Origin of the sequence: Sulfurimonas sp., assembly GCF_029027405.1 — a bacterium.
Lineage (GTDB): Bacteria > Campylobacterota > Campylobacteria > Campylobacterales > Sulfurimonadaceae > Sulfurimonas.
In genome coordinates this window covers 2,006,944-2,031,546 of the sequence record NZ_CP093396.1, presented here as the reverse complement: position 1 = coordinate 2,031,546, position 24,603 = coordinate 2,006,944, and the positions used below count along the sequence as shown (strand labels likewise).

The 24,603-nt window shown below is 28.5% G+C and carries 32 protein-coding genes and 1 tRNA gene; 5 read left to right on the top strand and 28 right to left on the bottom strand.

Annotated elements, in window-relative coordinates:
* The first annotated feature begins 15 nt into the window (after positions 1–15).
* Positions 16–699 (top strand): orotidine-5'-phosphate decarboxylase, encoded by a 684-nt coding sequence (pyrF, locus tag MOV42_RS09815; RefSeq protein ID WP_324171004.1) that lies wholly within the window; start codon positions 16–18, stop codon positions 697–699.
* On the opposite strand, the gene MOV42_RS09810 is transcribed toward pyrF, so the two are convergent.
* The gene (locus MOV42_RS09810) at positions 696–1,244 is read right to left on the bottom strand and encodes a transglutaminase-like cysteine peptidase (protein ID WP_324171003.1); all 549 of its coding nucleotides are present in this window, start codon (positions 1,242–1,244) and stop codon (positions 696–698) included. The two genes, pyrF and MOV42_RS09810, sit on opposite strands and share 4 nt — an antisense overlap.
* Positions 1,245–1,418: 174 nt before the next feature.
* On the opposite strand from MOV42_RS09810, the gene MOV42_RS09805 reads away from it, so the two are divergent.
* Positions 1,419–1,509: transfer RNA gene (locus MOV42_RS09805), tRNA-Ser, on the top strand.
* A gap of 65 nt (positions 1,510–1,574) precedes the next feature.
* On the opposite strand, the gene MOV42_RS09800 is transcribed toward MOV42_RS09805, so the two are convergent.
* From MOV42_RS09800 to MOV42_RS09730, 15 genes are all read right to left on the bottom strand, one after another.
* Positions 1,575–2,456 (bottom strand): site-specific integrase, encoded by an 882-nt coding sequence (locus MOV42_RS09800; protein WP_324170978.1) that lies wholly within the window; start codon positions 2,454–2,456, stop codon positions 1,575–1,577.
* Positions 2,453–3,646: a DNA cytosine methyltransferase gene (locus tag MOV42_RS09795; RefSeq protein WP_324170977.1), complete on the bottom strand. Its 1,194-nt coding sequence runs from the start codon at positions 3,644–3,646 to the stop codon at positions 2,453–2,455. Before MOV42_RS09795 ends, MOV42_RS09800 begins: the two co-directional genes overlap by 4 nt.
* Positions 3,637–3,789 carry a hypothetical protein gene (locus MOV42_RS09790; RefSeq protein ID WP_324170976.1) on the bottom strand — a complete coding sequence of 51 codons (153 nt, stop codon included), beginning with the start codon at positions 3,787–3,789 and terminating at the stop codon, positions 3,637–3,639. The genes MOV42_RS09795 and MOV42_RS09790 overlap by 10 nt, the downstream gene beginning before the upstream one ends.
* Positions 3,790–4,013: 224 nt before the next feature.
* Positions 4,014–5,408, bottom strand: a complete 1,395-nt coding sequence (locus MOV42_RS09785) for a hypothetical protein (RefSeq protein WP_324170992.1) — start codon at positions 5,406–5,408, stop codon at positions 4,014–4,016.
* 74 nt (positions 5,409–5,482) lie between these two features.
* Positions 5,483–6,673, bottom strand: coding sequence for a zonular occludens toxin domain-containing protein (locus MOV42_RS09780; RefSeq protein WP_324170991.1), 1,191 nt, complete (start codon positions 6,671–6,673; stop codon positions 5,483–5,485).
* On the bottom strand, positions 6,666–8,462 hold the full coding sequence (locus MOV42_RS09775) for a secretin N-terminal domain-containing protein (RefSeq protein WP_324170990.1): 1,797 nt from the start codon (positions 8,460–8,462) through the stop codon (positions 6,666–6,668). The genes MOV42_RS09780 and MOV42_RS09775 overlap by 8 nt, the downstream gene beginning before the upstream one ends.
* A gap of 19 nt (positions 8,463–8,481) precedes the next feature.
* Positions 8,482–8,766, bottom strand: coding sequence for a hypothetical protein (locus tag MOV42_RS09770; RefSeq protein ID WP_324171002.1), 285 nt, complete (start codon positions 8,764–8,766; stop codon positions 8,482–8,484).
* 2 nt (positions 8,767–8,768) lie between these two features.
* Positions 8,769–10,436 carry a hypothetical protein gene (locus MOV42_RS09765; protein WP_324171001.1) on the bottom strand — a complete coding sequence of 556 codons (1,668 nt, stop codon included), beginning with the start codon at positions 10,434–10,436 and terminating at the stop codon, positions 8,769–8,771.
* A 2-nt stretch (positions 10,437–10,438) separates the two neighbouring features.
* Entirely contained in the window at positions 10,439–10,570 is a 132-nt protein-coding gene (locus MOV42_RS09760) for a hypothetical protein (protein ID WP_321777794.1), read from the bottom strand.
* Positions 10,570–10,764 carry a hypothetical protein gene (locus MOV42_RS09755; RefSeq protein WP_324170987.1) on the bottom strand — a complete coding sequence of 65 codons (195 nt, stop codon included), beginning with the start codon at positions 10,762–10,764 and terminating at the stop codon, positions 10,570–10,572. Before MOV42_RS09755 ends, MOV42_RS09760 begins: the two co-directional genes overlap by 1 nt.
* A gap of 3 nt (positions 10,765–10,767) precedes the next feature.
* Complete coding sequence (locus MOV42_RS09750) at positions 10,768–10,956, bottom strand: hypothetical protein (RefSeq protein WP_324170986.1); 189 nt, start codon at positions 10,954–10,956, stop codon at positions 10,768–10,770.
* 6 nt (positions 10,957–10,962) lie between these two features.
* Positions 10,963–11,193 (bottom strand): hypothetical protein, encoded by a 231-nt coding sequence (locus tag MOV42_RS09745; RefSeq protein WP_324170985.1) that lies wholly within the window; start codon positions 11,191–11,193, stop codon positions 10,963–10,965.
* Between the two features lie 97 nt (positions 11,194–11,290).
* The gene (locus MOV42_RS09740; RefSeq protein ID WP_324171000.1) at positions 11,291–11,794 is read right to left on the bottom strand and encodes a hypothetical protein; all 504 of its coding nucleotides are present in this window, start codon (positions 11,792–11,794) and stop codon (positions 11,291–11,293) included.
* Positions 11,795–12,027: 233 nt separating this feature from the next.
* A complete protein-coding gene (locus MOV42_RS09735; protein WP_324170983.1) occupies positions 12,028–12,372 on the bottom strand; it encodes a hypothetical protein in 345 nt (114 codons plus the stop codon).
* Positions 12,373–12,693: 321 nt separating this feature from the next.
* On the bottom strand, positions 12,694–12,933 hold the full coding sequence (locus MOV42_RS09730) for a hypothetical protein (RefSeq protein ID WP_324170999.1): 240 nt from the start codon (positions 12,931–12,933) through the stop codon (positions 12,694–12,696).
* A gap of 145 nt (positions 12,934–13,078) precedes the next feature.
* On the opposite strand from MOV42_RS09730, the gene MOV42_RS09725 reads away from it, so the two are divergent.
* Together MOV42_RS09725 and MOV42_RS09720 are read left to right on the top strand one after the other, a co-directional pair.
* A complete protein-coding gene (locus MOV42_RS09725) occupies positions 13,079–13,327 on the top strand; it encodes a hypothetical protein (protein WP_324170998.1) in 249 nt (82 codons plus the stop codon).
* 1 nt (position 13,328) lies between these two features.
* Entirely contained in the window at positions 13,329–13,652 is a 324-nt protein-coding gene (locus MOV42_RS09720) for a hypothetical protein (RefSeq protein ID WP_324170997.1), read from the top strand.
* Here the strand turns inward: MOV42_RS09720 and MOV42_RS09715 are convergent.
* Together MOV42_RS09715 and MOV42_RS09710 are read right to left on the bottom strand one after the other, a co-directional pair.
* Positions 13,618–13,992, bottom strand: a complete 375-nt coding sequence (locus MOV42_RS09715; RefSeq protein WP_324170996.1) for a hypothetical protein — start codon at positions 13,990–13,992, stop codon at positions 13,618–13,620. The genes MOV42_RS09720 and MOV42_RS09715 overlap by 35 nt on opposite strands.
* A 27-nt stretch (positions 13,993–14,019) precedes the next feature.
* A complete protein-coding gene (locus tag MOV42_RS09710; RefSeq protein WP_324170995.1) occupies positions 14,020–14,319 on the bottom strand; it encodes a hypothetical protein in 300 nt (99 codons plus the stop codon).
* Between the two features lie 86 nt (positions 14,320–14,405).
* Here MOV42_RS09710 and MOV42_RS09705 point away from each other — a divergent pair, with 86 nt between their 5' ends.
* Complete coding sequence (locus MOV42_RS09705) at positions 14,406–14,813, top strand: hypothetical protein (RefSeq protein WP_324170994.1); 408 nt, start codon at positions 14,406–14,408, stop codon at positions 14,811–14,813.
* Between the two features lie 441 nt (positions 14,814–15,254).
* Here MOV42_RS09705 and MOV42_RS09700 read toward each other — a convergent pair whose 3' ends face one another.
* The 10 genes from MOV42_RS09700 to MOV42_RS09655 all read right to left on the bottom strand — a co-directional run bounded on the left by MOV42_RS09700 (position 15,255) and on the right by MOV42_RS09655 (position 24,600).
* Positions 15,255–16,136 carry a site-specific integrase gene (locus tag MOV42_RS09700; protein WP_324170978.1) on the bottom strand — a complete coding sequence of 294 codons (882 nt, stop codon included), beginning with the start codon at positions 16,134–16,136 and terminating at the stop codon, positions 15,255–15,257.
* Positions 16,137–16,252: 116 nt separating this feature from the next.
* The gene (locus MOV42_RS09695) at positions 16,253–17,437 is read right to left on the bottom strand and encodes an IS3 family transposase (RefSeq protein ID WP_324170993.1); all 1,185 of its coding nucleotides are present in this window, start codon (positions 17,435–17,437) and stop codon (positions 16,253–16,255) included.
* A gap of 262 nt (positions 17,438–17,699) precedes the next feature.
* Positions 17,700–19,094 (bottom strand): hypothetical protein, encoded by a 1,395-nt coding sequence (locus tag MOV42_RS09690; RefSeq protein WP_324170992.1) that lies wholly within the window; start codon positions 19,092–19,094, stop codon positions 17,700–17,702.
* A gap of 74 nt (positions 19,095–19,168) precedes the next feature.
* The gene (locus MOV42_RS09685) at positions 19,169–20,359 is read right to left on the bottom strand and encodes a zonular occludens toxin domain-containing protein (protein ID WP_324170991.1); all 1,191 of its coding nucleotides are present in this window, start codon (positions 20,357–20,359) and stop codon (positions 19,169–19,171) included.
* Positions 20,352–22,148: a secretin N-terminal domain-containing protein gene (locus tag MOV42_RS09680; protein ID WP_324170990.1), complete on the bottom strand. Its 1,797-nt coding sequence runs from the start codon at positions 22,146–22,148 to the stop codon at positions 20,352–20,354. The genes MOV42_RS09685 and MOV42_RS09680 overlap by 8 nt, the downstream gene beginning before the upstream one ends.
* A gap of 19 nt (positions 22,149–22,167) precedes the next feature.
* Positions 22,168–22,452, bottom strand: a complete 285-nt coding sequence (locus MOV42_RS09675) for a hypothetical protein (RefSeq protein WP_324170989.1) — start codon at positions 22,450–22,452, stop codon at positions 22,168–22,170.
* 2 nt (positions 22,453–22,454) lie between these two features.
* Positions 22,455–24,080 (bottom strand): hypothetical protein, encoded by a 1,626-nt coding sequence (locus MOV42_RS09670; RefSeq protein WP_324170988.1) that lies wholly within the window; start codon positions 24,078–24,080, stop codon positions 22,455–22,457.
* A 2-nt stretch (positions 24,081–24,082) separates the two neighbouring features.
* Positions 24,083–24,214, bottom strand: a complete 132-nt coding sequence (locus MOV42_RS09665; protein WP_321777794.1) for a hypothetical protein — start codon at positions 24,212–24,214, stop codon at positions 24,083–24,085.
* On the bottom strand, positions 24,214–24,408 hold the full coding sequence (locus tag MOV42_RS09660) for a hypothetical protein (protein WP_324170987.1): 195 nt from the start codon (positions 24,406–24,408) through the stop codon (positions 24,214–24,216). The genes MOV42_RS09665 and MOV42_RS09660 overlap by 1 nt, the downstream gene beginning before the upstream one ends.
* Positions 24,409–24,411: 3 nt before the next feature.
* The gene (locus MOV42_RS09655; protein ID WP_324170986.1) at positions 24,412–24,600 is read right to left on the bottom strand and encodes a hypothetical protein; all 189 of its coding nucleotides are present in this window, start codon (positions 24,598–24,600) and stop codon (positions 24,412–24,414) included.
* Positions 24,601–24,603 lie beyond the last annotated feature (3 nt).

Genomic DNA, 24,603 nt, shown 5'->3' with positions numbered 1-24,603 from the left:
ATATAAAGAGATATGATGGAATTATGCGTTGCTCTCGATTTACCCACAAAACAAGAAAACCTAGATTTAATCCACAAAATAAAAGATTATGATGTTTGGCTAAAAGTCGGACTAAGAACTTTCATAAGAGATGGAGAAGATTTCCTGCTTGAAATAAAACAAATAAATCCTGATTTTAAAATATTTTTAGATTTAAAACTATATGATATTCCAAATACTATGGCAGATGCTGCTGAGTCAATAATGGGACTTGGTGTTGATATGTTTAATGTACATGCAAGTGCAGGAAAACGAGCAATGAGTGAAGTTATGAAGAGATTGGAATTATACTCTTCTAGACCAATAGTATTGGCTGTAACAGCTCTGACATCTTTTAGCGAAGATGAGTTTGTTGCGGTGTATGAAAAAGGTATAAATGATAAAGCTGACCAGTTTGCAATAGATGCACATGAAAGTGGTTTGGATGGCGTTGTTTGTAGTGCATTTGAGAGCGATTCTATTAAAGGTGTAACATCAAATGAGTTTATGACTTTAACTCCTGGTATTCGCCCTTTTGGAGAAGATGCTGGTGATCAAAAAAGAGTTGCTAATGTTGAGTTTGCTAAAAAAGCTCAAGTAGATTTCATAGTAGTTGGTCGTCCAATTTACCAAGCAAAAAATCCTGTAGAAGTTATAGAAAATATTTTAAAAAAGCTTTAGATTTCTTTTTTTACTTTCTTAAGTAACTTTTGAAATTTAAGAGAGTTGTCTTGTACTTTAAAAAGTTTGTTGTTTTTGTCTATTTTATAGATGCCTATTGAGTTTATAAATGTATCTGCCTTTAAATCTTTTCTAACATTCAAGGGTAAAATTCTAAAACTAAGGTTGTCTAATATAATAGGTGACTTCCCTGGTACTTTAAAATAACTCAATACCATGTGATAACCTCCAATATATTTTTCATAAACTGTTGTGAAAAATAATTTATCTTTGTCAAATCCAAGTTTTAAAAGGGTGAAATACTTTATAATTACATAATCTTCACAGTCACCAAAACCAGTGATAAGAAACTCTTTTGGACTTGCCCAGTAATCTTCTTGTTTTTGTATTACATCATCATACTGAGGCAAGAGTTGATTTAGATAAAAGTTAACTTTTAATAGTTGCTTGTCTTTTGTAAGGTTTTGATAAGATTTTATATTTTTGGTATAGTCATTTACTCTGTTAACAGCGATGTTTCCAGATATTTTTTTTATATAGGACAACTCCTTTTCATTAAAATTAGGGTAAGTATTTGCAAGTAGAATGGTAGTAAAAAATAAGTATATAAAAAGTTTAATAGTGTATTCCTTGGTAAGTGTAAAATATTATAATACAAACTTCTTTTATTTAAGCTAATTATTATGAATATATGAATATAATTCCTGCCTTCAAACAATGGACAAGTGGGTGAGCTGGCTGAAACCACATCCCTGCTAAGGATGCGTAGGAGTAATCCTACCGAGAGTTCGAATCTCTCCTTGTCCACCATAAAGCCCTAAATGTAGGGGTTTGAAGCACCTTTTTGAAAATCACTTTTTTTCTTGTCGTACCCCTCAAATATAAATATTTATTGACCTATCAAAGTTTTCATTAAACGAATCTATATAATTAACATATACATCAAAAACCATTTGAGAATTTGCATGACCTAGCAATTGAGCTAATTGAACTGGAGTTACTAAATTATTATAAAGCATATTTGTAGCGTAAGTATGCCTAGCGTTATATGGTCTTCTATATTCTAAGTCTAACTCTTTTAATGCCTTCTTCCAAAAGTTTTCAGCAAAGACATGATTATCTTTATAAGGTTTTTTGTACTGAGTGATAAATAAATATTCTTCATCATGTTTTTTGTATAGTTCTGTAATATATGGTTCTAATAATTTTATAATAGGAACATCTCTAATGCTGTATTTTGTTTTAGGAGTAGATTCTCCATAGCGTGAGCGTGTTCGTTGAACTGTAATAATTTGCTTTTTGAAATTTATATCACTTTTCTTAAGTGCCATTATTTCGCCCGAACGCATACCCGTATAAAATGCTATTGCAAGATAATGACGATAGTTATCATTTTTTGCTAAAGACATAATTTTATTTACTTCATCAGCTGTAAAAGGTTTTATTTTTGGAGTGTCAAATTTTGGAAGTCTAACAAGTCTTACGGGATTACGATTTATAACTTCATCATAAAGAGCTTCTTGCATGATACCGCTTAAGATACTCAGATATGTTCTTTTAGATTTACCGCCTACATCATCTATGTCATATAACCATTTTTTTATGTTACTAGGTTTTATATTTGCTATGTCTGAATCTCCAAAAGTAGGATTTAATCTATCCTTAATTATATTTGTATATTTGTCTAAAGTAGAAAATTTTAGTTCATGCTTTTTAAACTCTAAATATAGTTTTGAATAGTGGCTAAATTTAATCATTTTTTTTGTTCCGCTGCTAAATCACATTTAATACTTTTTCGTGATAATCTTTTGCGACATGTAGAGTCATAACATTTCTTTTTTCCAATTAACTCACGACCACAACCACACGCACACCTTTTTTTATCCTGTTGTGTCACAGATTCTTTATGCAGCAAAGTCACACTTTCAACAGCTGGAGTAATTAAACTATGATTTTGAAAACAATCATCACAAATAGATAAAAAAAATGTAGTATTTTTAACACCAATAGAATTGCAAAAATTTTTAACTTTTAATTCTGTATCTTTATTATTTAAAAAATCCATATAGTCAAAATCTAGATATTCAAACAAACTAAAAATATGAACTTTTGAATCAAATCTATTATGAGCAGTATGGTTAAACTGAGTATTACAAACACTACAAATAAAACCACTTGACATACGAGAATCAAATGAAATATTTCTATCATTAAGAAATGTTGTAAAACTAATTTTACCTTGAGAGGATTTTAATGTCACACTTTTTTCTTCTCGATAGTTCACACCTTTGTTACCTGGATCAGTCACATCTAAAACAGCTTTTGCAAGAACTCTTCCAACAGATAAAGGAACACCATTTCCTACAGCTTTCTTTTTACCTTTTACATTAAAATCTTTTAAATCATAATCACTTGGTAAACCTTGGATATGGCAAAGCTCTTTAAAACTTCTATCATCAGAAGCTAAGGCACAACCACTTATAATATTTTTCATAGTTCCACGAGGTATATCTAAGTAAAAATTTTGTTTTGAGCCGAACTGAATATGTCTTAATCTTGAATAATCATCATACCAACCCTGATTAATATCAATTCGTTGGTGGGAATATTCACGCAGCGGAGTCACACTATTTTTATTTAAGTCAGTCAAATTTGGAACACCTTTGACATTTTCCAAAAGATACCAATCAGGCTCACACTCTGAAACTACTCTTAAAAACTCTATTATCATTTTATTAGAATAATCAGTTTTAACTCTCTTCAATCCGCTAAAGTCTTGACAAGGACTTCCACCAATCACACCAGAGAATTTATTTTTCATACCTGTAAAGTCACGGACATCTTGACCAGTTATCAAGTCACCAGCCGATACAACACAAAAGCCATTTTCTCTAAAAGCTTGGTCTAGTAAACCGACACCGCTAAATAGGCTAAGAACTAATTGCATAATATAACACCATTATCTAAAACTTCAATCTTTTTATATAATCTATCCTTAATTATATTTGTATATTTGTCTAAAGTAGAAAATTTTAGTTCATGCTTTTTAAACTCTAAATATAGTTTTGAGTAGTGGCTAAATTTAATCATTTTTAGTAACAGTACCAATACTTACTAAATTAGACAATCTGAACATGTCACCCTTAATTATCTTTTTAGCTTCCTTCGTAGGCTTAAGAACAATTATAGATTTTTCTAAAGCGTTTTTTTGCTTATTATAGTTACAACAATTAACAGAACAATAAGTCGTAGGTTTATAAAGACTATAATCTTTAAATTCGTTATGACATATAGGGCATTTGCTTATTCTCATTTTAAAATACCTCAAAAGCTTCATACATACTAGATGGTTTCAGCAACTCACCCGCTATCAAGCCTCGTTCTATCATTAAGTTATATGTAACAGCGAAATGAGCAGGATTTACACTGTCCATATTTATATTTTCAAAATAGTGTGAAAGTTGATAATTTTTCATTTGATATGGTTGAATCTTTGGTTTTATAAGAATATCATCAAGAGATAAGGGAATTTTATTATTTTTAATGAGTTTTTCGTTTTGTTGATTGTGTTCTTTTAAAGAGTGTTGATGGATTATGTAATCTTCATCATCTATCTTTATCTGTATTGGTTTAACTGATTTATTTTGCTCTTTATAAATAGGTTCAAATTCAGCCTCTAAGTAAGTATGGTCGGTGTCCACTAACTTATCATACCAATTTACAGGTTTAGGAATATAGATAGTGCCGTATTCGTTTTCTATGAGTGCTATTTTTTTAGTATCTGAATAAACATAAATGCATATATCATTTGATTTGTATTTTTTAGTTAAGTCTATTAAAGTGTACATGCCATTAAGTTTTCTATACACTTCCAAAGATATAAAAGTACGAGAAGTATAAAAACGACTAATCCCATGATGCAGATACCACAAAGTAAGATTTGTTATTTTTTCGGGATTATCTCTCAAATCATCAAGAGTTTTTAAAACATATTTCATAAGGTAAGAAACAGGATTATTTACATTTGTTTCTATATCTCCCATAGGAGCAAGATAACATCTCTTAAGTGATTTTACTATTGAATTAACCTTATTTTCTGGAACATATAAACTTATATGTAAATGAGGTGTACCATCTTTGTGAGGTTCTGTTACTCTAAAATAACATCTATGCTCTTTATCTATTTTTCTATAACTTCTTTCATTAAATAAACCTGCAGATAATAACCTAGACAACTCTTTAGAAGCATTATGAGGAGAATATTTATCAACTGTATTTGTATAATCTAATATAGGCTCAATGAAAGGAATGTTTTGCTTTACATGAGCATTTAAGAAATGATATTTATTTTTCTGTTTAGTGTGAACTTTAATAATTCTTCGACCACCAAATTTTTTATTAAATACTAATTTTTCATTCTTTTTACCGAAATTAATAGTTTTCATTGGATGCCATTTAGAAGGAAGAGTAAGAGAAAAAAATATATTTTTTAAGTTTTTTTCTTTTGCATAGTCGTAAGTCGACCAAGCTCTATGCTGTAACTCAGCTATGTACCTATCAGAATTTGTATAACTGTTACATACAAAATCAGCAAAAGGAATTATCTTATTATCTAGCTGTATCCCGTTACTAAGCATATAGTCTCTGTTGAACTCTAGTTTTTTTAAAGCTTTATATCTTTGGTAAGAACTTAATCCATAATTTTTCATTTTTGTCACTCCTTTAATTTTTGTACGATAACTTTTTATAGATAGCCAAGGGGAGTCGCTAAACTCCTCCCATCTCACTCGCTTTTGGTCGTCCTCGCTAAGGCGCTCGTCCTTGCGTTCTCTTCGTTCGTGTTTATATTAAATGGATTAATACTAAAATCTTTTCTTTTATTTGTCATTACTTCTTTACTTATAAAAAATTGTTTTAACTCTTTAGTTTTAAGCTCTTTGGGTATGAAATAATAATAATCAGTTAACTTTGATAAAGTTGATTTACTCAAAGTTTTCTCTATTGGAGTAAGTATGTAAACCTCATTTATAATCTCACTATATTCTAGTTCTAAAGAGTGTTTAATAACTATAAATTTAAAATAACTTAAAGATATTTCTTTACTGTCATATTTAGGGTCAGTATTCCAACAATAACGCTTATTGCAACGAACAGACAATAAATAATCATCAGATTTTGGAGGTGGATAATCAACATCTTCATAAGTTGATGTAACGCTATTGGATTGGTTTTCTTCTGTATCAGGAGTATCTGGAGAAAGTCTATAAAGAAGAAATTTGAAAAAAGCAGCGGATATAAAAAGAGCTATTAAAATATATATAATAAATCTAATTAACATTTTTTTAGGTTTATCAACTTCTCCACTTTTATATAAATCAAATATTTTTTGATTAGAAGTAATAGTATTAGAAGAAAATTTATTATCTTTTACAAAATAAGGCTCACTATAGTGTATATACCTAAGCTTATTACTTGCTAACTGTTTACTTTGAGGTTGAGCTTCATAATATATTTCAGCATGTACAAGGTACTCAGCATTTATTTGTTTAGGACTTTGAGCTATTATTATAATTCTCATTTTAAAATGTCCGTGATAAGCCAACCACCATGAAACAACATCATCATATCTTTTCATAAACAAAGAAGCTTCATCAAGAATTATTAAAGCGTCATTTATCTTGTGACTATATGCGTATCTATTTAATTCTTCATCACTTTTATCATCAAGAGCCATTTCGTACAATTTTGATAAATGTGTATATAAATCTCTCCAAACTAATTTATAAGCTACTGATTTAGAACCTCTATCCCTAAAGAGTTGGTTTATTTCTTTAAATTTAAAACCACCAATATTTGTAATAATATTAGTAAATTTTGGAGAAGCATTTTCATCTTTAACATAATCATTGTAGAGAATATCAACAGCTCTGTAAGTTTTACCCGTTCTAGGTTTACCAAAAAAATAATCAATCATCTTTTAAACCTTCTTCCTCAAAATTATTAAATGCTTCTTGATTGTATTTTTCTTGTAACTTTGATAATGTTCCTAAATCTTTTTGAAGTTGTGATAGTTTTTCACTATTATCAATGATATACGGAGTTAGAATAACAACTAAATTATCTTGCTCTTTTGTTGTTGATGTACTTCTAAACAATGCCCCAAGAAAAGGAATATCTCCAAGTAATGGGATTTGTGACTTAGAATCTAAAGTGTAGCTCTTAACTAAACCACCTATAATTATATTTTCGCCATGCCTAAGTATTGTTTGAGTGTTAATTTCTTGTTTAGAAGTTACTGGTTGACCCGTTTCATTATTACTACCATCATCGATTATGTTTTCTAAAATGATTGATACTTCTAAAGTAACTTTATCTGATGATGAAACACGAGGAATTATTTTTAAAGTCAAACCTATATCAGTTCTAACATAAGAGTTAGTAACACCACTATCAGAAGCAGAGACAGACCCACTTTGTAAAGAGATAGCTTTACCTACATATATTGATGATTCTTTATTATTAACGCAAAGAATAGAAGGATTAGAGATTGATTTACTTGCACCGTTTGTTTGAAGAAAGTCAATAGATGCACCAAGAGCCAAACCATCACCAACGAGCGAAGATGATAAGTTTTTACCTATCAAGCCTTGTATAGGAGCTATACCACTGAAATTAGAACTAAAAGAGAGTAAACCACCACTAGATAAAAGCCTAGCACCATCAAAATTATATTTAATGCCTAAATCTTCTGAATTTTTCTTATTTATATCTATTATACGAGCTTCTACATATACTTGATACTTTTCCTTATCTAACTCTTTTATGAGAGGTTCAAGAGCTTTTATGATGTGAGGAACACCAACAACTATAATAGAATTAATATCATCACTTTTAGAAACATTAGGCTTTAAAGATTCATCACTAAACTTTTGATTTTTTATGATGTCATTAAGAGCTTTAAATACTTCATCAGCTTTAGCATTTTTTAGATTAAATATTTTTAGTGTTTGATTATTTGAAGATTCAATATCAAACTTTTTTATCAACTTTTCAATAACTAAAACATTTGATTTTTTACCAATAACTATAATAGAATTTAAATCTTCATGTAATAAGATTTTAACCTTGTCAGACTTTAAAGAATCATTGAAAAGAAGTTTAGAGCTTTCATTTAGATATGTTAGAAGTGCTTTAGCTTGTACATTTTTAATCTCATACATAAACACATCATTATTTAGTTTAATATCTATCTTTTTTATTATCTTCTTGATTACATTTATATTCTTTGGATAATCACTAATAAGTATCATGTTAGAGCTTTTAATAGTTATAAGGTTTGAATGTATAGAAGTTAAACTTTTAAGCTTTGAAGCAATAATATCAACATCATTATTTTTTATTTGTATGAGGTGGGAAACTATAAAACTATTATTTTTTAAACTACCTTTATAATTTGCTTCACTCTTTACAGCTTTAGATATTTTAATCACTTCATAGATAGAACCATTTTTTATGAGTGTATAGTCTTTAGATTTTAAAACTGATGATAAAATGCTTATAAGTTCATCATCATAAATCGAGACATTACTAACTAAGTTAACTTGACCTTCAATAATATCAGTAACTAAAATATTCTTATTAACTAGCTTTGAAACTATTTTAATAAACTCATTGATTTTTAAATTTGAAAAATTTACATTTACTAAACTTCTAGCATTTAGATTAAACACCAAAAATAAAATTATAAATAGATACCTAAACATTGTTACTCCTATATTTAAATTAAGACCTTACAAACGCTAAAACTTGTTTGACTCCAAATCCTGCGACTAAGATTGTTATATATATGCTTATCCCATCTAGTACACCAAAATAAGCAGCTAAAGACATCAAAGAATTTCCTACAATGTAAGGAGCTACTAGATTTTTTAAGTATGTAAAAGCAAGGGTTAGAAGTGCAGTAAAAACACCAAAAATCATCATTTTAGAAACAAACGGATGTTTCATAATAAAACTAGCAATAGAGGCTATACCACTAAATCCAGCCAATAATAAAGGTATAGCCATCTTTAAACGCTCCTAAATGTGTGAATGAAGCCCATAAGGGCAAAGAAAAACATGATTAAAGCTCTTATATCAGCCATTGGAAAACCATTGAGCATACTAGGGTGAAAAACTGTAATTTTACTACCCATAATATTCGCGCTATACTCAGGAATAGAACCGCCAGACATTCCACTTAAACCAAAAATATTAAAATAAGTTGTTTTATCAAATGCAGAAGAAACATCACTTTTAAAATCACCAAACTTTGAAGAACCATCATCTGTTAAATCTACATTTGCAAAAGGGTCATCGCCAAGTAATCCTGCTTGTAAATTTTCATTAATATTCCTAGTATTAGAGGCGATGTTTTGAAGTTGAGAGTTATTTTTTAAAGTTGTCTCATTCAAACTTGTCAAACCTTTATTATTTGATTTTATAAACTCATCAATACTTTTTAAAGATTTGTTTGAAGTTGATGTATTTTTAATAATATCGCCTAATTTATTATTTCTGTCAATAGCTTTATTGTTTAAATCATTCAATTTATTATTTCTATCAGTAGCTTTATTATTTAAATCATCTAACTTATTATTTCTATCAGTAGCTTTATTATTTAAATCAGTCAATTTATCATTAGTAATTTTTATTTTAGAATCAATACTATTTAACTTCTTATTTGGTAAAGGATTAGTTGAAGTATTATTATCAGGACTAGGATTGTCTGGTAAATCTTTTTTAGGCTTTAAAAAACAATATTCAATATTAGGACAAGTAAGAGAATCGGCAACGAAATATAAAGCCTTTGTATAACTAATTCCGTCAACCTTGGCGTAACACTCATCTTTATTTAAATTAGACATATAAACAAAACCCGCAGGTTTACTATTTTCAACTGTAGAAGTACATTTTTGTTCTTTTTTATAATGTGCAAAACAATATGAACGCTCACAAGCCTTACCTTTATCATCAACATAAAATATACTATCAACTTTATTATTATTTGAAACTAAAGATTTACATCCAGGAATAGTTTTATAATATGGAAGATACTTATAATCAGAATAAGGAAATTTTGGAGAATTAGGAAAAAAATGTTTTGTTTGTGCAAAACCTTTGCAAGAACCATCAGGAGAACCACCACCACTAGTAATATCAGGGTCATCTTTATCAGGGTCGGTAATATCAGGGTCACCGTCGCCGTCTGTATCTAAAAGACAATCATCATCTTTTTTTACATAACCATCAGCACAATCACAAATATTGGTATCAGGATTTAAAACTTGATTTTCTTTATCTTTACAAGTTTTTGGAGGTGCTTCACAAAGTTCGGTTTTTGTATTAAATTTTAATCCATCTTTACAAGAAGCATATTTACAAAGTATGGTAGAAGATGAATAAACTTCAAAAGAAATGTAAAATGAATTTTCTGTAACACAATTTCTTTCATAATATATAAAATCCATTTGAGCTGATATAAAATCTTTACCATCTAAACCAACATTAATGCAAGAACCTTGTGAAGCACCACCTAATGTATTATTATTTTTTAATTTATAATTAGAACAACCTGATTTATAAATTACATTATATTTTTCAATAGTTGGAGGATTAATTATTTTTTTTTGAATAATAGAAGAATAAAGTGAAACACTAAATAATAAAATATATAGTAGGAGGGTTTTTAAATACATGTCTAAACTCGACCACGAAAAAGAGCAGTTACAGAAAAAGCTATAAACATCAAAAGATTTATAGATGCTGTAATAGAAAAAAAGAAATCAAAAGCAGGGTCACCAATAATTGTAAAATCTAAAAAACTAGGCATTATCTTGCCTTCCAAAGAAAAAGTCCAAACATAGAACCACACAAAGCACCACTTATAGCCATAGCATAAGTATAATCTTCTTTTCTCATTCCTAAATCATCAGCTCTATCACCAACATTAGACATATTTACATAAGCATATATATTTGTACTAAATATAAATGACAATAAAAATATATAAAAAAACTTTTTCATAATCTATCCTAGAAACTTTAATACTCTTTTTGAACCCATGATAAAGGCTAAAAAGGCAACTAATGAGGTAACTATAAGAGCTATTTGCTCATTAGCATTTGAAGGGTCTATATCACTTGCAAGAAGTGGAGCAGACTGTACATCACTAACAATCATAAGGAAAATAAAAATATTAATGATGTACTTTTTCACTTTTGATTATCCGAAAAAACCAAGTAGTTTACGACCACCCCAAACGACAGCACCAATTCCAATCATTGCGATTAGAACTAAACCAATATCAGCCTCAGTAGTACCGAAATTAATATCAGTTGAAGTCAATGCAAACGATTGTGTACTCGCAAGAGCAACACCAGTAACACCAGTTGCAACTTTTGACTGACTCATTTTGTCAGTAACTTTTTTTGAAATTCTTTGAAATCTTTTCATGATTTCCCCTTTTGTATAAAATTAGCTAGAGTTCGTTACAACTCTGCTTTAAGTAATGTAACGCCCACTTAGAGCAAAATTGAAATAAAATCTATATTTAGAAATCCGAGTGATACCTTGGGTCATTGCTAAAAGTATCTCTATACTTTTTAGTCATAAATTCTCTTCTAGAAGTTCTTTTAGAACTAGAAGAAGTTTTAGTTTTTGGTATTCTTTGAGCTATTGGAGGATTTTTTTCAAGTCTTTTTTTAACATTGATAACTCTTCCACTTTTTGCTCTTTGTTTTTTCTCTGTTTTTACTTTTAATTTTTGAGATTTCACATACTGTTTAAGTGCTTTTTTCTCTTCTGATTTTTGGAGCTTTGCTTGTTTCTTATCAGATTCAGATTTACGATAAGTTGCTTTATATTGATTTATTTTAACTTGTCTATTTTCTCTTTTTATCTGTTTTTTAGCTTCTACTCTTGAAGTAAAATTTTCTAAACCTAGAAAGTTTAAAAGCTGTTTAGAAGCCCAAATCAATGATAAAACAGAAACCATTGCACCAATTACAAGAAGTAAATTATCCATAAGAGGTGTAAATATTGAACTTAAATTCATAATAATCTATCCTTTAATAATTTTTATTTAGTTAACTAACGCACTATCGTTTGTTGTCCCTATCGTTTCACTATGACGGGATTTATAAATTATATTATCTCTTCTTGTTCTCAGTTCGTCTAAGAGTGCTTCAATTTTTTTTTTCTTATTTCTTTATCTTTACATTTCTTTAAATCTGTTTGATGAATTAAAATAGAAAAATTAATATTTCTTAGACTACTGATGTACATTTTTTACTTCTTATATTCTTGTTTAGTTCTCTTAAATTTTGAGTAATCAAGAGGATTTTTATCTAAAGTTAGAACAGCCATTGAACGGTCAGCATAAAACTTTTGCCCCCATTGGTCGATACTTGAATGATAAGCTAAAGCAATAAATTTACCGATAGAACCTTTTAGTTCTTCATAGTATTCTTCATCTGTATTTACAGTTTCTACCGACACTTTGCGAAAACCTTCTTCATCTATACCGTCAAACATAACTGTTAAATCTGTACTATATGAAACTTTATCAGTCTTCTTGTTTGTGTACTCTGAAGGTTTAACTTCTAGTAGTTGTCCTATTAAATGTGTAGTCATTATGTCACTCCTTTAGTGAAATTTTAAATTTACTTAATCACTATTAATAATTAAGTGTGTAGAACATAAAAAAAGAGTTTTCTTATTTATGGGAAAAATAACCCACTTTATAGCTCTCAGTTTTTATGCTCTACATACTCAACTAAATATCACTCTAAACCATCTCAGAAGTGACCGAGAGAGGAAGAGAGGAAAGACTAGCTTTGTTACTTTAATGGAGTTCTAGCTTAATGCTCCAACTGTACAGACCCGACTTATATCAAACTTGACATGCCATTATGTGACTGCGGTTAAATTATAGATTTGATAGATTTTTGTTTTTCATTTTATAACCCTCTTAAACAAATTTACTAAAACCGCTTTAACTTGTATATATGAATGTTTAATGTTGTTTTTGATAATATTCATAAGAGTTATTGCAGTTTTGCGATAAGTAGGAGTGACTAGATTTATAGTAGATGTATGTATATACTCTATTACTTCATTAGAGTATGTAATCAATTTGTCGAAGAACTCTTGGAACAGAGTCGGTCTTTGAATGTTTTGAAAATTTACTTGCATTTTGTCACTCCTATAATGGAAGTAATTATCTAAAAAGGTAATAACTTCCTATTTCTTATATATATTATAGGCAATAATAGCTTAAAATAAGTTTAAATATAGGCAATTATAATATAAATATACTAACTGAAGGAAATAGTTACCGATGAATAAAACAGAAATGGCAAATTTATTAAAAATGGATTATAAAACATTCAGAAATTGGGAAAATGGAAGACCAGAAGTTTTTGAAATAATTATTAAACATTTTGAAAATAAAAAAGAGTATCCAGATTTAAATAATCCAAACTATTTAAAAAGTGAAATGATAAAAGCTATTGATAAACTTTCTGAAAACAAAACTAAAAAGTTCTATCACCTGATGATGGCAGAACTTGCAGAGATGGGGCATTAATATGAAACATAAAGAAAATGAGATTTATTATAGTGTAACTCAATTAGCAAATAGAATTAATATAAGTGCAAAAGAATTAAATGATATATTTATATACATTGGTTTTGTAAGAAGGGAAAAAGAATATAATATCACTGATTATATAATTGAAGATAAAGGAAAAAAATATGGTAACCAGATTGACCCTGATGAAAAAGAGGGAAGAAACTATTATTATGTTTATTATAAAAGTAGCATATTAAAAAACCCAGAAGTATTAGACATATTATCTAACTATAATGCGTTTAGACTTATGCATAATCTAAATGCTTACGATGAAATTTAAACTGTTTAGGATATATATCTATTAAATCTTTATAACTCATTATATAGCCAGTTCTTACAAAATGATACCATTCTATAAATGGTAAAAAACAACCATAACTTTCTTTTTGAACAAAAAATGCTTCCTTTCTTTCATTTAAAATTTTCTTTAATTTTTCTTTGCGTAGTTCTAAAGAATTATAAAAATATAAATAATTAAAACTATCTTTATTCATATCAGATAATAATCTTAAAGAAAAATTTACTGAATCTTTAGCAACTTGAATATTAATACTATAAATTATTAAATAATTTCTAATAGGTTCTTTTAAATAACTATGTGTTAGTTGATTATTTTGCATTTTGTCACTCCTTAGTAAAATGTTAAATTATAATAGAGTATAATTATCTTTGAAATAAGTTTCAAGTAAATTATGAATAGTTTTAACTTTATCAGGTTCATTAAAGAAAATAATATTTGATTCTACGATATTTGTATCAGATATTCTTGTCGCTCTATAAAAAAGACGGTCATTTATATCTATTTTATTGTACTTTTTATCATTTAACAGCTTATGAAACTGTTTTATAAACTTCTTGTGAGTTCCTTTAAATGCTATAAGTACAAAAACTTTAGATTTACCAGATAAATTCTGATTACTTGCTATGTGTGTATTTGTTGAGTGCATGTGTCACTTCCTTTAAAAGTAATTACTTCCTATTTCTTGTATATTATAGGTAATAATAGCTTAAAATAAACTAAAAAGGTAAAAAAATGATAGAAATTATAGAATATGGAGAAGAAGGTATTACAAGTTGGGTAAATAATCTTTTAAACGAGATAGTTAAAAATCCTAATGAGTTTATAGCTATGGCAAAAGTAAACGATGGACATGATAATTATTCATTAATAGTATTATTTAAAAATAAGTGTACTATTGGAAAATATACAGCTCTTATTCACGAATGGGGAACAAATGATGGCTTAAGTGGTGAAGCAGGAAGAGGCTTTATAAAAATCAATGATTTTATAGAAGAAAAAAATATTGAAGATATTGAGATAGAACTAAGTGAAGAAGATTCTAAAAAAATAGGATATCAATCAAAAAAAGCATTTGATTGGGAAAAAAGAAAAGATATTTGGAAAAAATATTTAAGTGAATTAAAATATAAAATAGAATAATGATTTTGTAGATAAATAAAAATATGATATAATTCCTCTGATGTTCAAAATAACTCCTTATAAGAATATGATTAACTAACATATTTCTTTTTGGAAGATTAAGGTTAAGGCTTAGGTCTTAGCCTTTTTTTTTGCTTATTTTTTAGCAAGTGGTGTTAGGTGTGGGATTAGGATTCCAAAAGAGGAGCTTATTTTGAACAGTAAGCTAATAGTAGTCTTTTTGGTTTTGATGGTGTTTACACCCTCTCTTTACTAAACAAACGGAGGGATTAGTTACCCCTCTGACTACTATATTATAAAAGAAAAGAGAGAGTTTTGAAGCCTCTTAAAGTTGAATTTAGGGGTAAGGTTTTTTCGAATCTCTCCTTGTCCACCATAAAGCCCTAAATGTAGGGGTTTGAAGCACCTTTTTGAAAATCACTTTTTTTCTTGTCGTACCCCTCAAATATAAATATTTATTGACCTATCAAAGTTTTCATTAAACGAATCTATATAATTAACATATACATCAAAAACCATTTGAGAATTTGCATGACCTAGCAATTGAGCTAATTGAACTGGAGTTACTAAATTATTATAAAGCATATTTGTAGCGTAAGTATGCCTAGCGTTATATGGTCTTCTATATTCTAAGTCTAACTCTTTTAATGCCTTCTTCCAAAAGTTTTCAGCAAAGACATGATTATCTTTATAAGGTTTTTTGTACTGAGTGATAAATAAATATTCTTCATCATGTTTTTTGTATAGTTCTGTAATATATGGTTCTAATAATTTTATAATAGGAACATCTCTAATGCTGTATTTTGTTTTAGGAGTAGATTCTCCATAGCGTGAGCGTGTTCGTTGAACTGTAATAATTTGCTTTTTGAAATTTATATCACTTTTCTTAAGTGCCATTATTTCGCCCGAACGCATACCCGTATAAAATGCTATTGCAAGATAATGACGATAGTTATCATTTTTTGCTAAAGACATAATTTTATTTACTTCATCAGCTGTAAAAGGTTTTATTTTTGGAGTGTCAAATTTTGGAAGTCTAACAAGTCTTACGGGATTACGATTTATAACTTCATCATAAAGAGCTTCTTGCATGATACCGCTTAAGATACTCAGATATGTTCTTTTAGATTTACCGCCTACATCATCTATGTCATATAACCATTTTTTTATGTTACTAGGTTTTATATTTGCTATGTCTGAATCTCCAAAAGTAGGATTTAATCTATCCTTAATTATATTTGTATATTTGTCTAAAGTAGAAAATTTTAGTTCATGCTTTTTAAACTCTAAATATAGTTTTGAGTAGTGGCTAAATTTAATCATTTTTAGTAACAGTACCAATACTTACTAAATTAGACAATCTGAACATGTCACCCTATACTACCCCAATATGTCAAGACAACTTTTTCAAAAATCTAATTCCCTAAATACCTGTTACCCTATGCTACATTTTCACTAGATTTAGTGTAATTCTCATCATTGATTTTTAAACTATCATAATAAACATTCATAGGTTTTTTATATTTCAATGTCTCATGAAATCTTCTGTGATTATAAAATTCTATATAATCCTTAACATCACTTTTGAGAACTGATACTCTCTCATATTCATTGAGGTATATTTTTTCAACTTTAGCACTTCTCCAGAACCTCTCAATACAAATATTATCTGTTGCTCTACCTTTGCCATCCATAGAGATAATTATGTCATTATCTTTTAATGTTTGAGTGTGGATACAGCTTGTATATTGTGACCCTTGATCAGTATTAAATATCTCAGGCTTACCATAGAGTGCGAGTGCTTCATCTAGTACACCTATGACTAAATCTGTATCCATTGTGTTGGATATTCGCCAAGATAATATTGCTTTAGAATACCAATCAATTATGGCAGCCATATAGACCATACCACCTTTAATTTTAATATAGGTTATATCTGTTGACCATACTTGGTTTGCTCTTACGATATCTAATCCTCTTATTTTGTAAGAGTATTTATGATGTTGCTTGTCCGCCCAGCTTGTATTTGGTGGTCTTACAGCTAAAACAGCCTGTAAACCTAACTCTCTACGGTATGCCAGCACTGTGTTGGGACTGACACGAAAACCATCCTCTAGTAGTTGATGATACACTTTCATATAGCCATAGCTTGGTATCTCTTCAAATACTTTTTCTATATGTTTTTTAATTACATTTTTAGCAAGATTTACCATTGGTGCATAGAACAAATTACTTCTGTTATAGTTAATAAGATTACATTGTTTTACAACTGATAATGCCTTATTTTCATCTCTATCAATCAACTCCTTTTTATAGCTAGAGTCCAAGCTGCTTAACTTTCCCACCGCCCAGTCCTTCTCTACTGTTAGTTGACCTACAACCTTTGCATATTCATCAAGTTTAGCTTGTAATCTTACATTCTCTTCTTTGTACTCTTTAATTACTTTTGCAGGTTCCATCGCAACTTCTGCATTTTCCAAAAATATCTTCTTCCAATTTTGTAAGTTTTTTGGTGTGATATTATTTACACTTGCTATTTCATTTAGTGTCTTATCTTCTTTTAAAACTTCTAAAACTAACTTTGTCTTGAATTCTGCTGTATATGTTGTTCTTTTTCGACTCATAAGATTACCTTCTATTTTTATTGTTTAATTTTACTCTTTTAAGAATTAAACTTTAGAAATAGTTGTTTGATTTTCTTGGGGTAGTATACCCTTAATTATCTTTTTAGCTTCCTTCGTAGGCTTAAGAACAATTATAGATTTTTCTAAAGCGTTTTTTTGCTTATTATAGTTACAACAATTAACAGAACAATAAGTCGTAGGTTTATAAAGACTATAATCTTTAAATTCGTTATGACATATAGGGCATTTGCTTATTCTCATTTTAAAATACCTCAAAAGCTTCATACATACTAGATGGTTTCAGCAACTCACCCGCTATCAAGCCTCGTTCTATCATTAAGTTATATGTAACAGCGAAATGAGCAGGATTTACACTGTCCATATTTATATTTTCAAAATAGTGTGAAAGTTGATAATTTTTCATTTGATATGGTTGAATCTTTGGTTTTATAAGAATATCATCAAGAGATAAGGGAATTTTATTATTTTTAATGAGTTTTTCGTTTTGTTGATTGTGTTCTTTTAAAGAGTGTTGATGGATTATGTAATCTTCATCATCTATCTTTATCTGTATTGGTTTAACTGATTTATTTTGCTCTTTATAAATAGGTTCAAATTCAGCCTCTAAGTAAGTATGGTCGGTGTCCACTAACTTATCATACCAATTTACAGGTTTAGGAATATAGATAGTGCCGTATTCGTTTTCTATGAGTGCTATTTTTTTAGTATCTGAATAAACATAAATGCATATATCATTTGATTTGTATTTTTTAGTTAAGTCTATTAAAGTGTACATGCCATTAAGTTTTCTATACACTTCCAAAGATATAAAAGTACGAGAAGTATAAAAACGACTAATCCCATGATGCAGATACCACAAAGTAAGATTTGTTATTTTTTCGGGATTATCTCTCAAATCATCAAGAGTTTTTAAAACATATTTCATAAGGTAAGAAACAGGATTATTTACATTTGTTTCTATATCTCCCATAGGAGCAAGATAACATCTCTTAAGTGATTTTACTATTGAATTAACCTTATTTTCTGGAACATATAAACTTATATGTAAATGAGGTGTACCATCTTTGTGAGGTTCTGTTACTCTAAAATAACATCTATGCTCTTTATCTATTTTTCTATAACTTCTTTCATTAAATAAACCTGCAGATAATAACCTAGACAACTCTTTAGAAGCATTATGAGGAGAATATTTATCAACTGTATTTGTATAATCTAATATAGGCTCAATGAAAGGAATGTTTTGCTTTACATGAGCATTTAAGAAATGATATTTATTTTTCTGTTTAGTGTGAACTTTAATAATTCTTCGACCACCAAATTTTTTATTAAATACTAATTTTTCATTCTTTTTACCGAAATTAATAGTTTTCATTGGATGCCATTTAGAAGGAAGAGTAAGAGAAAAAAATATATTTTTTAAGTTTTTTTCTTTTGCATAGTCGTAAGTCGACCAAGCTCTATGCTGTAACTCAGCTATGTACCTATCAGAATTTGTATAACTGTTACATACAAAATCAGCAAAAGGAATTATCTTATTATCTAGCTGTATCCCGTTACTAAGCATATAGTCTCTGTTGAACTCTAGTTTTTTTAAAGCTTTATATCTTTGGTAAGAACTTAATCCATAATTTTTCATTTTTGTCACTCCTTTAATTTTTGTACGATAACTTTTTATAGATAGCCAAGGGGAGTCGCTAAACTCCTCCCATCTCACTCGCTTTTGGTCGTCCTCGCTAAGGCGCTCGTCCTTGCGTTCTCTTCGTTCGTGTTTATATTAAATGGATTAATACTAAAATCTTTTCTTTTATTTGTCATTACTTCTTTACTTATAAAAAATTGTTTTAACTCTTTAGTTTTAAGCTCTTTGGGTATGAAATAATAATAATCAGTTAACTTTGATAAAGTTGATTTACTCAAAGTTTTCTCTATTGGAGTAAGTATGTAAACCTCATTTATAATCTCACTATATTCTAGTTCTAAAGAGTGTTTAATAACTATAAATTTAAAATAACTTAAAGATATTTCTTTACTGTCATATTTAGGGTCAGTATTCCAACAATAACGCTTATTGCAACGAACAGACAATAAATAATCATCAGATTTTGGAGGTGGATAATCAACATCTTCATAAGTTGATGTAACGCTATTGGATTGGTTTTCTTCTGTATCAGGAGTATCTGGAGAAAGTCTATAAAGAAGAAATTTGAAAAAAGCAGCGGATATAAAAAGAGCTATTAAAATATATATAATAAATCTAATTAACATTTTTTTAGGTTTATCAACTTCTCCACTTTTATATAAATCAAATATTTTTTGATTAGAAGTAATAGTATTAGAAGAAAATTTATTATCTTTTACAAAATAAGGCTCACTATAGTGTATATACCTAAGCTTATTACTTGCTAACTGTTTACTTTGAGGTTGAGCTTCATAATATATTTCAGCATGTACAAGGTACTCAGCATTTATTTGTTTAGGACTTTGAGCTATTATTATAATTCTCATTTTAAAATGTCCGTGATAAGCCAACCACCATGAAACAACATCATCATATCTTTTCATAAACAAAGAAGCTTCATCAAGAATTATTAAAGCGTCATTTATCTTGTGACTATATGCGTATCTATTTAATTCTTCATCACTTTTATCATCAAGAGCCATTTCGTACAATTTTGATAAATGTGTATATAAATCTCTCCAAACTAATTTATAAGCTACTGATTTAGAACCTCTATCCCTAAAGAGTTGGTTTATTTCTTTAAATTTAAAACCACCAATATTTGTAATAATATTAGTAAATTTTGGAGAAGCATTTTCATCTTTAACATAATCATTGTAGAGAATATCAACAGCTCTGTAAGTTTTACCCGTTCTAGGTTTACCAAAAAAATAATCAATCATCTTTTAAACCTTCTTCCTCAAAATTATTAAATGCTTCTTGATTGTATTTTTCTTGTAACTTTGATAATGTTCCTAAATCTTTTTGAAGTTGTGATAGTTTTTCACTATTATCAATGATATACGGAGTTAGAATAACAACTAAATTATCTTGCTCTTTTGTTGTTGATGTACTTCTAAACAATGCCCCAAGAAAAGGAATATCTCCAAGTAATGGGATTTGTGACTTAGAATCTAAAGTGTAGCTCTTAACTAAACCACCTATAATTATATTTTCGCCATGCCTAAGTATTGTTTGAGTGTTAATTTCTTGTTTAGAAGTTACTGGTTGACCCGTTTCATTATTACTACCATCATCGATTATGTTTTCTAAAATGATTGATACTTCTAAAGTAACTTTATCTGATGATGAAACACGAGGAATTATTTTTAAAGTCAAACCTATATCAGTTCTAACATAAGAGTTAGTAACACCACTATCAGAAGCAGAGACAGACCCACTTTGTAAAGAGATAGCTTTACCTACATATATTGATGATTCTTTATTATTAACGCAAAGAATAGAAGGATTAGAGATTGATTTACTTGCACCGTTTGTTTGAAGAAAGTCAATAGATGCACCAAGAGCCAAACCATCACCAACGAGCGAAGATGATAAGTTTTTACCTATCAAGCCTTGTATAGGAGCTATACCACTGAAATTAGAACTAAAAGAGAGTAAACCACCACTAGATAAAAGCCTAGCACCATCAAAATTATATTTAATGCCTAAATCTTCTGAATTTTTCTTATTTATATCTATTATACGAGCTTCTACATATACTTGATACTTTTCCTTATCTAACTCTTTTATGAGAGGTTCAAGAGCTTTTATGATGTGAGGAACACCAACAACTATAATAGAATTAATATCATCACTTTTAGAAACATTAGGCTTTAAAGATTCATCACTAAACTTTTGATTTTTTATGATGTCATTAAGAGCTTTAAATACTTCATCAGCTTTAGCATTTTTTAGATTAAATATTTTTAGTGTTTGATTATTTGAAGATTCAATATCAAACTTTTTTATCAACTTTTCAATAACTAAAACATTTGATTTTTTACCAATAACTATAATAGAATTTAAATCTTCATGTAATAAGATTTTAACCTTGTCAGACTTTAAAGAATCATTGAAAAGAAGTTTAGAGCTTTCATTTAGATATGTTAGAAGTGCTTTAGCTTGTACATTTTTAATCTCATACATAAACACATCATTATTTAGTTTAATATCTATCTTTTTTATTATCTTCTTGATTACATTTATATTCTTTGGATAATCACTAATAAGTATCATGTTAGAGCTTTTAATAGTTATAAGGTTTGAATGTATAGAAGTTAAACTTTTAAGCTTTGAAGCAATAATATCAACATCATTATTTTTTATTTGTATGAGGTGGGAAACTATAAAACTATTATTTTTTAAACTACCTTTATAATTTGCTTCACTCTTTACAGCTTTAGATATTTTAATCACTTCATAGATAGAACCATTTTTTATGAGTGTATAGTCTTTAGATTTTAAAACTGATGATAAAATGCTTATAAGTTCATCATCATAAATCGAGACATTACTAACTAAGTTAACTTGACCTTCAATAATATCAGTAACTAAAATATTCTTATTAACTAGCTTTGAAACTATTTTAATAAACTCATTGATTTTTAAATTTGAAAAATTTACATTTACTAAACTTCTAGCATTTAGATTAAACACCAAAAATAAAATTATAAATAGATACCTAAACATTGTTACTCCTATATTTAAATTAAGACCTTACAAACGCTAAAACTTGTTTGACTCCAAATCCTGCGACTAAGATTGTTATATATATGCTTATCCCATCTAGTACACCAAAATAAGCAGCTAAAGACATCAAAGAATTTCCTACAATGTAAGGAGCTACTAGATTTTTTAAGTATGTAAAAGCAAGGGTTAGAAGTGCAGTAAAAACACCAAAAATCATCATTTTAGAAACAAACGGATGTTTCATAATAAAACTAGCAATAGAGGCTATACCACTAAATCCAGCCAATAATAAAGATATAGCCATCTTTAAACGCTCCTAAATGTGTGAATGAAGCCCATAAGGGCAAAGAAAAACATGATTAAAGCTCTTATATCAGCCATTGGAAAACCATTGAGCATACTAGGGTGAAAAACTGTAATTTTACTACCCATAATATTCGCGCTATACTCAGGAATAGAACCGCCAGACATTCCACTTAAACCAAAAATATTAAAATAAGTTGTTTTATCAAATGCAGAAGAAACATCACTTTTAAAATCACCAAACTTTGAAGAACCATCATCTGTTAAATCTACATTTGCAAAAGGGTCATCGCCAAGTAATCCTGCTTGTAAATTTTCATTAATATTCCTAGTATTAGAGGCGATGTTTTGAAATTGAGAGTTATTTTTTAAAGTTGTCTCATTCAAACTTGTCAAACCTTTATTATTTGATTTTATAAACTCATCAATACTTTTTAAAGATTTGTTTGAAGTTGATGTATTTTTAATAATATCGCCTAATTTATTATTTCTGTCAATAGCTTTATTGTTTAAATCATTCAATTTATTATTTCTATCAGTAGCTTTATTATTTAAATCAGTCAATTTATCATTAGTAATTTTTATTTTAGAATCAATACTATTTAACTTCTTATTTGGTAAAGGATTAGTTGAAGTATTATTATCAGGACTAGGATTGTCTGGTAAATCTTTTTTAGGCTTTAAAAAACAATATTCAATATTAGGACAAGTAAGAGAATCGGCAACGAAATATAAAGCCTTTGTATAACTAATTCCGTCAACCTTGGCGTAACACTCATCTTTATTTAAATTAGACATATAAACAAAACCCGCAGGTTTACTATTTTTAACTGTAGAAGTACATTTTTGTTCTTTTTTATAATGTGCAAAACAATATGAACGCTCACAAGCCTTACCTTTATCATCAACATAAAATATACTATCAACTTTATTTTTATTTGAAACTAAAGATTTACATTCAGGAATAGTTTTATAATATGGAAGATACTTATAATCAGAATAAGGAAATTTTGGAGAATTAGGAAAAAAATGTTTTGTTTGTGCAAAACCTTTGCAAGAACCATCAGGAGAACCACCACCACTAGTAATATCAGGGTCATCTTTATCAGGGTCGGTAATATCAGGGTCACCGTCGCCGTCTGTATCTAAAAGACAATCATCATCTTTTTTCACATAACCATCAGCACAATCACAAATATTGGTATCAGGATTTAAAACTTGATTTTCTTTATCTTTACAAGTTTTTGGAGGTGCTTCACAAAGTTCGGTTTTTGTATTAAATTTTAATCCATCTTTACAAGAAGCATATTTACAAAGTATGGTAGAAGATGAATAAACTTCAAAAGAAATGTAAAATGAATTTTCTGTAACACAATTTGTTTCATAAAATATAGAATCTACTTGAGCTGATATAAAATCTTTACCATCTAAACCAGCATTAATACAAGAACCTTGTGAAGCACCACCTAATGTATTTCTATTTTTTAATTTATAATTTGAACAACCTGGTTTATATATTACATTATATTTTTCAATAGTTAGAGGAGAAGTTATTTTTTTTTGAATAATAGAAGAATAAAGTGAAACACTAAATAATAAAATATATAGTAGGAGGGTTTTTAAATACATGTCTAAACTCGACCACGAAAAAGAGCAGTTACAGAAAAAGCTATAAACATCAAAAGATTTATAGATGCTGTAATAGAAAAAAAGAAATCAAAAGCAGGGTCACCAATAATTGTAAAATCTAAAAAACTAGGCATTATCTTGCCTTCCAAAGAAAAAGTCCAAACATAGAACCACACAAAGCACCACTTATAGCCATAGCATAAGTATAATCTTCTTTTCTCATTCCTAAATCATCAGCTCTATCACCAACATTAGACATATTTACATAAGCATATATATTTGTACTAAATATAAATGACAATAAAAATATATAAAAAAACTTTTTCATAATCTATCCTAGAAACTTTAATACTCTTTTTGAACCCATGATAAAGGCTAAAAAGGCAACTAATGAGGTAACTATAAGAGCTATTTGCTCATTAGCATTTGAAGGGTCTATATCACTTGCAAGAAGTGGAGCAGACTGTACATCACTAACAATCATAAGGAAAATAAAAATATTAATGATGTACTTTTTCACTTT